Origin of the sequence: Moraxella tetraodonis (assembly GCF_022359095.1) — a bacterium.
GTDB lineage: Bacteria > Pseudomonadota > Gammaproteobacteria > Pseudomonadales > Moraxellaceae > Faucicola > Faucicola tetraodonis.
Map to the genome: position 1 here is coordinate 2,113,615 of NZ_JACSYB010000001.1, position 13,023 is coordinate 2,126,637.

At 43.4% G+C, this 13,023-nt stretch carries 8 protein-coding genes, 1 tRNA gene and 1 CRISPR repeat array (1 of these 10 only partly in view); of the genes, 7 read left to right on the forward strand and 2 right to left on the reverse strand.

The genetic code is table 11. The features are described from left to right. Nucleotides 1-2,806: a CRISPR direct-repeat array (repeat unit 28 nt; unit sequence ATTCACCGCCACACAGGCGGCTTAGAAA) (it extends 3,286 nt beyond the left edge of the window). A 311-nt stretch (nucleotides 2,807-3,117) separates the two neighbouring features. Beyond that, nucleotides 3,118-3,194, reverse strand: a tRNA-Val gene (locus H9W84_RS09335). A gap of 223 nt (nucleotides 3,195-3,417) precedes the next feature. Between H9W84_RS09335 and H9W84_RS09340 the strand changes: the two genes are divergently transcribed. From H9W84_RS09340 to H9W84_RS09355, 4 genes are all read left to right on the forward strand, one after another. Continuing rightward, complete coding sequence (locus H9W84_RS09340; RefSeq protein WP_050324602.1) at nucleotides 3,418-3,693, forward strand: PepSY domain-containing protein; 276 nt, start codon at nucleotides 3,418-3,420, stop codon at nucleotides 3,691-3,693. Between the two features lie 112 nt (nucleotides 3,694-3,805). Further along, entirely contained in the window at nucleotides 3,806-4,345 is a 540-nt protein-coding gene (locus H9W84_RS09345; RefSeq protein WP_239743215.1) for a cytochrome b/b6 domain-containing protein, read from the forward strand. Nucleotides 4,346-4,388: 43 nt separating this feature from the next. After that, nucleotides 4,389-5,066, forward strand: a complete 678-nt coding sequence (locus tag H9W84_RS09350) for a response regulator (protein ID WP_007117116.1) — start codon at nucleotides 4,389-4,391, stop codon at nucleotides 5,064-5,066. Nucleotides 5,067-5,100: 34 nt separating this feature from the next. Beyond that, nucleotides 5,101-6,543: an ATP-binding protein gene (locus H9W84_RS09355; RefSeq protein ID WP_239743217.1), complete on the forward strand. Its 1,443-nt coding sequence runs from the start codon at nucleotides 5,101-5,103 to the stop codon at nucleotides 6,541-6,543. A 91-nt stretch (nucleotides 6,544-6,634) separates the two neighbouring features. Here H9W84_RS09355 and ppk2 read toward each other — a convergent pair whose 3' ends face one another. Continuing rightward, entirely contained in the window at nucleotides 6,635-7,648 is a 1,014-nt protein-coding gene (gene ppk2, locus H9W84_RS09360) for a polyphosphate kinase 2 (protein WP_420846657.1), read from the reverse strand. 220 nt (nucleotides 7,649-7,868) lie between these two features. On the opposite strand from ppk2, the gene H9W84_RS09365 reads away from it, so the two are divergent. The 3 genes from H9W84_RS09365 (at nucleotide 7,869) to H9W84_RS09375 (ending at nucleotide 12,954) form a co-directional block, all read left to right on the forward strand. Next, a complete protein-coding gene (locus tag H9W84_RS09365) occupies nucleotides 7,869-9,791 on the forward strand; it encodes a hypothetical protein (RefSeq protein WP_239743219.1) in 1,923 nt (640 codons plus the stop codon). 579 nt (nucleotides 9,792-10,370) lie between these two features. Next, nucleotides 10,371-10,844 (forward strand): hypothetical protein, encoded by a 474-nt coding sequence (locus tag H9W84_RS09370; RefSeq protein ID WP_239743221.1) that lies wholly within the window; start codon nucleotides 10,371-10,373, stop codon nucleotides 10,842-10,844. Between the two features lie 103 nt (nucleotides 10,845-10,947). Continuing rightward, nucleotides 10,948-12,954 carry a beta strand repeat-containing protein gene (locus H9W84_RS09375; RefSeq protein ID WP_239743223.1) on the forward strand — a complete coding sequence of 669 codons (2,007 nt, stop codon included), beginning with the start codon at nucleotides 10,948-10,950 and terminating at the stop codon, nucleotides 12,952-12,954. Nucleotides 12,955-13,023 lie beyond the last annotated feature (69 nt).

Sequence of the window (13,023 nt, forward strand, 5' to 3'; positions counted from 1 at the left end):
CGCCACTTGCTTTAGATTCACCGCCACACAGGCGGCTTAGAAAGCCATCGGTCAAGCGCATGACGGCATCATGTCATTCACCGCCACACAGGCGGCTTAGAAAATGATTACTCCTAAATAAAGGCTTGCTCAAGAATTCACCGCCACACAGGCGGCTTAGAAATTAATATGTACTTTAGTTTGCTCTTTGCCTGTATTCACCGCCACACAGGCGGCTTAGAAATTGTGCCGCTTGGATAATATCTACACGCTGAGATTCACCGCCACACAGGCGGCTTAGAAAGCCACGCAGCCAAGCGCATAGAGGCAGCACAAATTCACCGCCACACAGGCGGCTTAGAAAGTGATATCAATGTCAGCAAAGTCACCGCTAAAATTCACCGCCACACAGGCGGCTTAGAAATGTAGCGACGACCCCCGCTTTGCCTTTGAGACATTCACCGCCACACAGGCGGCTTAGAAAGAACTGACTAAACAGCTAGAAAATTCTGCTGAATTCACCGCCACACAGGCGGCTTAGAAAGATGCCTACCTGAAAGAAGGCAGAGGCTTGGAATTCACCGCCACACAGGCGGCTTAGAAAAGATTTAGCAGGTCAACGCACAATTAAACGTTATTCACCGCCACACAGGCGGCTTAGAAAAAAGTATGCAAGTTATCAAAAGGCTAAACGGTATTCACCGCCACACAGGCGGCTTAGAAAGCTACACCATTGAAGTGTTTGATAACACTGGCATTCACCGCCACATAGGCGGCTTAGAAAACAAAATAACTACCATTAAACACCGAGCCACTCTTCACCGCCACATAGGCGGCTTAGAAAGCTAAAGTCAAAAGGCACAAGCAATTCAGTCGCTTCACCGCCACATAGGCGGCTTAGAAAGCGAATGATTTGCCAGCCACGCTTAAACACTTCTTCACCGCCACATAGGCGGCTTAGAAATGCCTGTGCGCCACTGGCTGCCATGACCGTTTCTTCACCGCCACATAAGCGGCTTAGAAATAAGGGGAATGTCCGACAGTTGCCAGTCTTAACTTCACCGCCACATAGGCGGCTTAGAAAACCTTATTTAATGGTGGACTTATGCGAAAAGTATTCACCGCCACAGAGGCGGCTTAGAAAATTGGTTAGTTTTTGGGCTTTACGAGCGTTAAATTCACCGCCACAGAGGCGGCTTAGAAAAACTTACAGCCCAAATCACCAACAACCTGTCAAATTCACCGCCACAGAGGCGGCTTAGAAAAATTCCCTTATCAAGGCGAATCACACTTGCATATTCACCGCCACAGAGGCGGCTTAGAAATTAATGAATGGCGTCTCTAAAGGACCGTTTGAATTCACCGCCACAGAGGCGGCTTAGAAAGCTATACGCCGATGACGCAGTTATTTTTGTACATTCACCGCCACACAGGCGGCTTAGAAAGCGTGAATGTTGCGGCTTGATTGTCGGTGGTAATTCACCGCCACACAGGCGGCTTAGAAAACATCGTCAACAAGGCAAGCGGCGGCACCGATATTCACCGCCACACAGGCGGCTTAGAAAAAACCAATCTCGCATCTGCTTTTCTTGCCTAGATTCACCGCCACATAGGCGGCTTAGAAATAACCGCTTTTTACAGGATATACCCAGCTTAATATTCACCGCCACATAGGCGGCTTAGAAATACGTATCGCATCTCAGGTGGGTTCCAACGTAATTCACCGCCACATAGGCGGCTTAGAAAAGCTCGGTGGTGTCTTATCTTTCGGTGTTGGTATTCACCGCCACATAGGCGGCTTAGAAAAGTAACCAAGACTACATTACTCATAAGCCACCATTCAACGCCACATAGGCGGCTTAGAAACATACAAATTGCCAGGCGCTCACAAATGCGAAATTCACCGCCACATAGGCGGCTTAGAAAATTATCCAGACGTACCAAACTTGGGTGATGTGATTCACCGCCACATAGGCGGCTTAGAAAGCCAAGGAGATATTGCGCTGGTCAAACTTAAGATTCACCGCCACATAGGCGGCTTAGAAAAAATACAAAGCCCTTATCAACGGTGTAAACCTATTCACCGCCACATAGGCGGCTTAGAAAAGAGATAATGCTAGTTACATCAAGCGCAAATGATTCACCGCCACATAGGCGGCTTAGAAATGTGTCCTTCACGCTCAATTTGCGAGCCAACGATTCACCGCCACATAGGCGGCTTAGAAAAATCAATAGGCGTCAGTCCACCAATTTCTAAAATTCACCGCCACATAGGCGGCTTAGAAAAAATACAAAGCCCTTATCAACGGTGTAAACCTATTCACCGCCACATAGGCGGCTTAGAAAAAGCGCAGTAGATAGCCAATAATTAAGCGTAAATTCACCGCCACATAGGCGGCTTAGAAAAGTATGGTGAGCGTTTGGAAGTTCCCCAGCGCATTCACCGCCACATAGGCGGCTTAGAAATGTTCGCGCTCACTAGCACCAGGCGCAATGCCATTCACCGCCACATAGGCGGCTTAGAAAATAAAAAAAGCTACCGGGAGGATGCGGTAGCTTATTCACCGCCACATAGGCGGCTTAGAAACAAAGGTTGCCCCTACTCTATCGACGAGATGGATTCACCGCCACACAGGCGGCTTAGAAAAAGCAATCGCACGATCTAGTTTATCGCCTTGAATTCACCGCCACACAGGCGGCTTAGAAAAAACACAAAGATGCTTGGTCAAAAAGTCGGTGATTCACCGCCACACAGGCGGCTTAGAAATGCAACCTTAACCCTTGGGGCTATGTCTGCTCATTCACCGCCACACAGGCGGCTTAGAAATTAATAGCCGCCATTTGCTCCTCGTGCTTTGCATTCACCGCCACATAGGCGGCTGATTCTTAATTAGTAAAACAGTGAAGTTTATTTATTTTTACTAAAGTGACCAAAAACAAGTGGGTGTGAAATTAAAAGTCTTAAAAAAATGCGTGGTCACCAAATGGTCACCTTTTGGTCACCATTCAATTTCTGTAGTAAAAAAGGTGTCCAAAATCACAAAAGTGGTCAAATTATTTACTTCGCAAAAACCGCCCAAGCCCTTGATATCACTGCAATAAAAAAGCCCCAATCAATCGACTGGGGCTTTTGGAATATGGTAGGCATAATCTGACTCGAACAGACGACCCCCACCATGTCAAGGTGGTGCTCTAACCAACTGAGCTATATGCCTAAAAGGGTCTAACAATCTACTTGCGTAAGTAGGAGTGCCATTTTACCAAAAAATTTTGCTTTTGCAAGTGGTTTTAATTTTTCGCTTCAATTTTTATTGCGCCATCTTCAGCTAAGTTTTCGTTAAGGTTATGTTGTTTTAATACACTCAGCCACTTGGATATACCTCAGTATCGACCTTATCCCGTGACCTGACAACTTTATCAAAAACTTAGGATGGCATTATGAAAAAATCATTAATCACCTCAGGCTTATTGGCACTCACTATGTTATCAGCCAGCAGCGCATTTGCCGAAGCCAACTGCCAAGCGCACCCAAAAAACGAACAAATCCCGCAAGCCGATTTTCAAAAAGCACTAGAAAAACATGGCTTTACTATCAAAAAATTCAAAACTGATGGCAACTGCTATGAAATGTATGGCAAAAGCAAAGGTGGTAAAAAAGTCGAAATGTACTTTGATACCAAAGACGGCAAAATCGTTAAATCAGAAATCGACTAATAATAGGACAAGCAAACCATCCAACCAACGCAATTTGAGGTAGGTTTGCCAATGTTATGCCTTGACACGGCTAACTTAGCCGTGTTGATATTTTAGACAATGGAAAATAGCAATGTTACCACAACCACAATCTGCACAAACCGTCAAAGTCTGGGATATTTGGGTGCGCATCACTCATTGGGCAGTCGCTGCGGGTATTTTTGCCAACCTTATCGTCACTGAAGGTGGTAGTGATGTGCATGAGTACATGGGTTATGCCGTCGTGGCGCTGGTAGTGTCTCGTTTGATTTGGGGATTGGTGGGTAGCCAATACGCCAGATTTAGTAATTTTTTCCCTACCCCAAACCGCATTCGCGAGCATATGACCGACATCAAGCAGCATAAGTTTCACGGTCATCTGGGTCATAATCCGTTGGGTGCGCTGATGATGTTTGCGCTATGGGGCATTATTATCGCGCTGGGTATCACAGGCTATTTGCAAACCACCGACCAATTTTTGGGAGACGATAGCATCCAAGCGATTCACGAATTTTTAGCCAACAGTCTTTGGGTGCTAGTCCCTTTACATGTGGCAGCCGCGATTATAATGGGAAGACTACAACAGCAAAACTTGGTAAAATCGATGATAACGGGTGAAAAAACCGTTCAATAAATACCTTTGCTAAAAAATAAGATAAAACCCACGGAATACCCTCATGACCCGAATTTTACTGATTGAAGATGATGCCACCATTGCCGATGGTATTGTCAAAGGCTTGAGCCAACAAAACATGATGGTGGATTGGTTTGCTGATGCCAAACTCGGTGAAATGGCCATTCATGAAGGGGTGTTTGATGCCGTGTTATTGGATTTGACCTTGCCGCGTGGCGATGGGATGACTATTTTGGCCAATTGGCGACAACAAAAGATTGACACGCCTGTACTGATTATTACGGCGCGCGATGCCATTGCCAACCGCGTGGCAGGTCTCAATGCTGGGGCAGACGATTATTTGGTCAAACCGTTTGCTTTAGATGAAGTGGTTGCCCGTTTGCAGGCTTTGATTCGCCGCAGCCAAGGGCGCAGTCAAACTGAAATCCGTTATGGGGATGTCAGCTACTTGCCACAGCAGCAGCAAGTTTTTTATCAAGGAAAATGGGTGGATTTGACTGCCAAAGAAATCACCGTCCTTGAGCAGTTTATCAGCTATCCCAATTTGGTGCATAGCCGCGCCAGCCTTGAGGATAAGCTATACGGTTGGCAGCAAGATATCGAAAGCAACGCGATTGAAGTACATATTCACAACCTGCGAAAAAAACTCGGTAATGATTTTATCCTCACTCGGCGTGGTATTGGCTATTATCTCAATCCTGCGTTGCAGCGCCCTGAATGATTCGCCCGATATCCCGCTTTAAGCGGTTACCATTATGACCCCTACCACCCAAAAACCTTATAGTATCCAAAGGCAGCTACTCAACTCCCTGCTCATCGGACTACCGATTATTTGGCTATCGATTACCCTCATATCGGTATGGCGGCTTTCGCACGAAATCAACGAAATCAATGACACCCAAATCACCCAATTAGCCCGCTATCTGATTGGTATTTCTCAAGATGTTAAACTTCATCTCACCAACCCTGCCAATGTGCCTAAAATTTTAAATCTTGAAAATGGCTTGCTATCAGGCGATTTAGGGGATGCTGAAGAAGACTATATGGGTTTTGCGATTTGGGATCAAAACGGTAAATTACTGATGGCTGATAAAGACGGTCAGCATTTTACTTTTTTGCCCAAACAACACGGTTTTTTGGAAAACAACAGTGCCTATCAAGAGCTCAATCCCTTTAGTCACTCGTGGCGCCTGTTTTATGCGCATGACGACGCTACCAACCATCTCATCGCTATCGGGCAAAACCTTAATTCGCGTCAAGAGATTATCTATAAATCATTAACCATTCAACTCGTTCCCTCGCTGATTGGGGTGATGCTATTGATTATGCTGACATGGCTGTCAGTGCGGCGTGGCTTTGTTCCGCTCAAACGGATTAGTGACTTGTTGAGCACTCGCAGCCCTGAAGATAAAACCCCATTATCGGTCGATACACCATTAGAAATTCAACCCTTGCTAAACGCGCTTAATGAGTTATTTGATAAAGTCGCGGATACCCTTGAGCGTGAAAAACGCTTTACCGCAGATGCCTCTCATGAATTACGCAGCCCGCTCACTGCCATCAAACTACAGACCGATGTACTACAACAAACCATTTTGCAAGCCAATTTAACCGATAGTCAAACCGATGCACTCCTGAGTCACTGCCGACAAATCAGTCATAGTAATGAGCGCGCCAATCGACTGGTCGAACAATTGCTGATTTTGGCAAAACTGGCGCCACAGCAAGGGCTCGACCCGCAGACCTTTGCACCGATTGATTGGATAGCCCTATCCAATGATATCCTCTCAGAAGTCAACCGTCGTGCCCGCGAAAAAAACAGCCAATTACGCCGTGATGTGTTAGTGGATGCCAAAGCTATTTTGCCTTTGACAGGTAACGCCACTTTAATCGGCATTTTGCTGCGCAACTTATTGGACAATGCCATTCGCTATAGCCCTGACCATACCACGATTCGGTTAGTATTAGATAGTGAGGTGATTACAGTTATTGACAATGGCAACGGGGTTGCACCTATCGACCTTGCTCGGCTATCAGAGCGGTTTTTTCGTCCCGCAGGTCAAGCTGAGATTGGTAGCGGCTTGGGTCTGTCGATTGTGCGCCGTATCGCTGAGCTGCATGGTTTGCAAATTACCATGCAGAACCTAGAACAAAATGGGCAGATTTGCGGTTTTCAAGTTAGTCTCTTTAAGCGCTGACGTGCCAATTGCTGAAGTTTAACTCACCAACAGCAGCAGGCGTTTAAAAAAGCATACATAGCGTATCCTTTTTGTGCGAGTAAACTAAAAATTAGTACACGTTAGGCACATACATATCTTCAGCGATTGGCTCACGTTGGTAATTGTCGTGATGCTCGCGTTCTGGCAATACCACATTATCCCGTTGTATTTCTTGGTAGGGAATTTGTGAGAGCAGATGGTTGATGCAGTTTAGCCGCGCCTTTTTCTTATCATCACCCTCAACCACCCACCAACGGGCTTCTGGAATATGGGTGCGTTCAAACATCACTTCCTTGGCTTTGGTATAATCTTCCCAGCGGCGACGCGATTCTAAATCCATCGGTGAGAGTTTCCACTGTTTGAGCGGGTCATAAATACGGCTCATAAAGCGTGACTCTTGCTCGTCATCTGAAATAGAAAACCAATATTTGATTAAGCGAATCCCTGAGCGCACCAACATACGCTCAAATTCTGGCACTGACTCAAAAAACTCTTCGTATTGCGCGTCAGTACAAAATCCCATCACTCGCTCAACCCCAGCACGGTTGTACCAACTGCGATCAAATAGCACAATCTCGCCCGCGGCTGGCAGGTGCGCGACATAGCGCTGAAAATACCATTGGGTCTTTTCGCGGTCATTGGGTGCAGGTAGGGCGGCCACACGGCAGACGCGCGGATTGAGCCGTTGGGTGATACGTTTGATAGCACCGCCTTTACCCGCTGAGTCGCGACCTTCAAAGATGACAACGATGCGCTCACCCGTTGCCACTACCCAATCTTGCAATTTAATGAGTTCTTTTTGCAGACGAATCAATTCATTAAAATAAATATGGCGAGCGATTTTTTGGCTGTCGGTTAACGGCTGCCCGTCATACCGTAAATCTTGGATGTAGTCGTCCATTTCGGATTCAATCTCTTCATCATAGCTGTCAATTAAGTCTTCATGCATTTGTTGGCGCAGTCTATCATTGTTTTTGAGGGTTTCATCATTTAAAAACTGTGATTGGGGTAAGTCATCAAGCATATCAGTAATATGATTGCTGATAATAAGGTTGCTGTGTGCAGTGGGCTGATTATTTGGCATATTGAGACTCTCTAATGAGCGTTAAAAATGCTGATAATATGACAAAATTATGAAGGTATGATGATAGAGAATGTTAAAAAAATAGGCTTATCGGAAAAAAACAACGTTCTGACATAAGTTTGTTGTTTTTGGTTTTATTTTAATTTAATTGTCGTTAAAATTATACCAATGCTTACTTATGTTTAAGATAATTAAATAATTGTTACATTAGGATAACTCTATGCAATATGCTAAGCCCAAAGTCTATTGGCTGATGCTGATAGGTGTAATATTTTCAATATTAAATATCAGCACTTCTTATGCTGCTCCGGTTTGTCCTAGCGGTGATAAAATGTATTATGTCGGGGCAAATGCTCCCTCTGGGTCTACCCGTTTAGCATTGTCATGGACGGCTGGCAGTACCAGTAGAACTTTTAACTTTAATGATGGTACAGGTACGACCATGACCATCAATTTTCCATTATTAGTTGACCCAAATTCGAATAATGGCGGAACGCCTCCCTTTTATGGCAGTATTACTAATGCAACGCAAAATGCCCTAAATTTAGTGCATAATTCACCCGGTGTTAAAGATAATCATACAATGAATATTTCAGTGAATCGTGCCGTTACTAAATTAAGCTTTGTCGTTCAAGATTTGGATTCTGCTGCCAATAATAGCGGTCAAGTCGCTTATCAGGAGCAAGTCGATGTTTCTAGCACTAGCGGACAGTTAACTTATAATACTTATTACCATACAATTAATAATCCGAATAATAATATTGTCACGGCTATCATAGGTCGAAACTGTGACCTTAATGGTTGTAATATCGATGCGACTTGGGGGGCTAAGCCTGCAAACAGTATCTTCAGTATCACACATAGTAATCGATATACACAATTTAATGCAGCTCATGCAGTGGGTTACTCAGACTTTTATTTCTGCGTTACCCCGCCCAAGCTGACAACTAGAAAAGTTCTAACAGGCAACCGTGTCGAAACAAATGACCAATTTACCATTGCCACTACCACAGGTACAACGCCTGTTAGTAGCTTTACCACCACAGGCACGGGTAGTAGCTTAACCACCAATAGCATAACCGCTACGGGACTATCCACTACCGCGACCTACACAATCGCTGAAACCATCGCTAATACGGACGGTAAAGGAAATTTAGCCAATTATAACACCAATTATGCCTGTACCAATGCTAACTCATCTTCGACGACCACCATGCCGAGTGGTTCAACCACTAGCTTTAATCTACCGACTTTGACCTATGGAGACGATATTACCTGTACCATTACTAATACGCCCAGTGCTTATATTTTCTCTGGCATCATATTTAACGATAACGGTGGTATAGCAAGCGATTTGAACAATCCTGCAACTAATACCTATCCCACAACTGCTCCCAATGCCAATTACTTCAATGGCAAATATGACCCAACTGCAAACGAAAAGGGGATTTATCAAACAGGACTACAAGTACAACTAGCAAAGAACTGTAATACCACATCTCCTACCCCTATTAAAACGGTTCCTGTGAATGCAGATGGTACTTACAGCATCACTGCGACCCAAACTGAAATGTCAGGTGCAACCAATGTCTGCTTGATTGAAAAAGAACCAGGTGGTAACTTAACAACATACCCTGTGGATACCACCAACAACCAACTCAATGTAAACTATATCGCTACGACCTATAACTATCCCAATCTCAACTTTGGTGAAGTCAGCCAAAATAACGCAGGCTTAGTATTGGTCAAAGAGCAAGCTACCAATGATTGTAATATCACCAATACCGCTATGTTAGGCTTGACTTATAACGCTGTCACTCAGTCAGGTATCGATGCGCGTAAGTGCGTGGCGTACAAAATCACCGCTTATAACCGCACTAATTTGACCAAACCATTAACCAATGTGCGAATCACAGACGCGCTGCCCAAAAAAGGGGTAAACACCTCAACAGTCACATCAACCCTCGTTGGGCCAACAGATACCACGTCTAATAACTTTAATATTAATTTTAATAGTGGGGTGACAGGTGCAGTTACTGCCTTTGGGCAAAATGGTACGGTAGTCAGTAATGTTAAATCATTGGATAAAGGTGCTAGTATGTCACTGTATTTTAATACGAAGTATGATAGTAGTTTGCCTTAAGCTTAATTTATGATTAAAAAAGACCACCCAAGCGTGGTCTTTTTTAGCGCAAATATTTTTTACTGAGTGTTAGCATGGAGGTATAGTCCACTATTTAACTCTCTACTCCCTTTAGTCAAAACTTGTATTTCCCATCCCTAATCGTCATAACCTCAGTTTTTATAGGCTTAACAAATTTATCAATAGGATGGATTAGATTAATGGTTACGTTAGCCGATAAATGGTTAAATTTCTAATAAAAATGCTGATTTATAGCCTAAATTATAATTTTATAAAATTAAATAGAATTATTAGGGTAAATAAATTAACAAACATAAAATAAATCAACGACTTTTTTTTCGGTCTTAACAATGGGTGTTTTTCTTAACCACCTCTCATCGAATGCCAACTCACCCTATCCTTGTTGACGATAGAATCAATACAAACCTTAACGATATAACTTTTTTAAAACTTCAAACGATTAGGCTATTTGCAGAATTTTACAGCTTATCGACTTTTTAGGACGTTTGACGAATTTCGATTATTTGTCGTATTATTCACTAAGATATAATATACACAAGTTAACAAAGAGGTATTTAAATGAAATACAATCTATACAATTCAAAATTTTTAAAGACCTTTGCCTTATCAACTGTTCTAGGCTTAAGCCTGTCAAATATTGCCCATGCCGCAGAGGCATTATCGGTCAATTTACAAGCCAAACAAATCGTCACAGAAAATGGTAAGCAAGTGCTAAAAACGGTCAATCGCGCCAACAGTGGTGATGTCATCCAATATCAAGCGATTTACCGTAATAACATCCAAAAACCTATGACGGATCTGGCTTTGACCCTTCCTGTGCCAGCGAATATGGTCTATGTCAGCTCAAGCTCCCCTGCGCCTACACAAGCCAGTCTAGATGGCAAAAAATTTGAGAATTTGCCAATCATGCGTAAGGTCAATGGCAAAATGGTTGAAGTGCCCGTATCACAGTATCGTGCGCTACGCTGGATTGTTAAAACCTTACCTGCTCAGCAGAGTACCACTGTTAGTTTGAATGCAAAAGTGCAATAACTGGGTAATTTTTTATTTTTAATGTTTTGCTGTTACCTATAACGTCTTATTTTAATAGGGCGTTTTCCCAAGTCTTATTTTTTTCCTATTTTCGGAGTTATGAATGAAAAAATTCAATTTTAATCCTAATGTGCTAACGGCTGGGGTGGCGTTAGCTCTGGGTTTTGGTATTGCTAATGGTGTATCAGCAAGCACATCATCGGGCTCAGCTTCCCTATCTGGTGGTTTTTCGATAACCAATGAGGCGACAGCGAGCTATTCTGTTGACGGTATAGCACAGCCTACTGTCACTTCAAATGCAGTCATTGTTAACGTGAGTGAAGTTGGTAGTTTTACCCTTTTCGGTACACAAGGTACTTCATCGACGGATGATAAAAATGAATCACAAGCAGCTGTTCCGGGTGGCACTACTACGTTTACCAATAAATTAAAAAATACTGGTAATGTGACCGATACTTATACATTAAATCTAACGACCAATAACGATCCTAACATCACAACGGGTAACCAAGATTACACTTATACCAACCCTACTACTATTAGCTATGCTATTTTTAATGCTGATGGCACCACTGCGACAACATTGGCGACGAGTCAAGCACAAACAGGTACCGTATCTGCGACTGCTGGCACTATTAAGTTATTACCAGATCAATATGCTACATTGACTTATAATGTCACTAGCCCTACTACAGCTACAGGCGGTCAAAGTGCGGTTGGTACGCTGACTGCGACTAGTACTTATATCACCAATAATGCGACCACAGGTACTTCTGCTACCTTAATCAATGAAAACCAAGCGATTATTAAATTGCCCGTATTTGCTATTCAAAAAACGGCAACTAACACCAACATTGACTTAAATGCTGACTCACCAACAGTTGACTATACAATTAGGGTAAAAAATGATGGTAGTGCCACTTATGCAGCAGATGCGGTAGGTGTTTTGATTCAAGATAAACTACCAACTGGATTGACGGTATCAGGCGGTCTTAGTGCTATTAACGTAACTTCTACTGATAGTAGTACGATTAATGGCACTACCCCTACGCTAACAACGTCAACCGTTGATGGTCGTCAAATTATTGCTATTAATGGCGTTGCCTTAAAAGTCAATGAAACCCTGACCATCACCTTTACAGCAGCAATTGATAAAACCAAAGTCAATAAAGCAGGCGTTACCAATACTGCTGAAGTATATGATAACTATAACGATACAGCAGTAACTCCAGGTGACAACCCAACGTCTGATATTAAAGATAGCTCAGGTACTAGCAACCCAACTGATGCAAAAGTACCCAATGATCCAACGGGTCCAGGTACGGGCGGTGATACTAGCACGGCAATTACATTTAGTGATCGTAGTTTGACACTCACAGGTAGTACCAGTGCTGAGTTACCACCAACGAGCACATCGACTGGCGTGACCTATACTGAAACTATTACCAACACAGGTAACAATCCTGAAACTGGCTTGACCTTTACTATTAGTAACCCAAGCACGACTGATAATATTACCCCACAAAATGTTATCTATACCCCACAAGGGGGTACCGCTGTGACGTTGACGCCAGATGCTAATGGGGTATATACCATTCCTGGTTCATTGGCGTCAGGTGCGACAGGTACTATTAAGTATGACGTTGTGACCAAAGGAGCAACCATTGACACAAGCGAAACCAATACGATTACTCTAATCCCAGCAGAGGTAACAGGTACAACCAAACCCACTGTAGCCCCTGTTACTAATACCACTACTGTACAAGGTATGACATTGGTAAAAGAGCAGGCGCTAGATGCTACCTGTGATAAAACCCCGGATACAGCTTTTGCCCAAACTTCCGTTACTGCCACACCAGGTCAATGTATTGTCTATAAAATCACCGCAACCAATACAATGAAAACCAAACAGTTAACCAATGTTGTGATTAAAGACGAAGCATCACAATGGAATACCAAAGCGACTTATGTTGCGGGTAGTATCTTTGATAGTGCTAATGGCGCTACCGTTGTCCCAGGTTCCTCAGCCCAGTCTTCAAGCTTGACACTGGCAGCAAATGGTGGGACTGGTTATCTACAATTTGTCGTAAAAATTAACGGCGCCAATTAATTGTTTTAATCTAAATTGTTAAGTGGTAACAGTTAGGTGTGATTAAGTCACACCTAACCCACCCATCTT

Bases quoted from the DNA above. Each gene is read 5' to 3' on its own strand.
- H9W84_RS09340 (WP_050324602.1), top strand. From the start codon at position 3,418: ATGAAAAAATCATTAATCACCTCAGGCTTATTGGCACTCACTATGTTA.
- H9W84_RS09345 (WP_239743215.1), top strand. From the start codon at position 3,806: ATGTTACCACAACCACAATCTGCACAAACCGTCAAAGTCTGGGATATT.
- H9W84_RS09350 (WP_007117116.1), top strand. From the start codon at position 4,389: ATGACCCGAATTTTACTGATTGAAGATGATGCCACCATTGCCGATGGT.
- H9W84_RS09355 (WP_239743217.1), top strand. From the start codon at position 5,101: ATGACCCCTACCACCCAAAAACCTTATAGTATCCAAAGGCAGCTACTC.
- ppk2 (WP_420846657.1), bottom strand. From the start codon at position 7,648: ATGCCAAATAATCAGCCCACTGCACACAGCAACCTTATTATCAGCAAT.
- H9W84_RS09365 (WP_239743219.1), top strand. From the start codon at position 7,869: ATGCAATATGCTAAGCCCAAAGTCTATTGGCTGATGCTGATAGGTGTA.
- H9W84_RS09370 (WP_239743221.1), top strand. From the start codon at position 10,371: ATGAAATACAATCTATACAATTCAAAATTTTTAAAGACCTTTGCCTTA.
- H9W84_RS09375 (WP_239743223.1), top strand. From the start codon at position 10,948: ATGAAAAAATTCAATTTTAATCCTAATGTGCTAACGGCTGGGGTGGCG.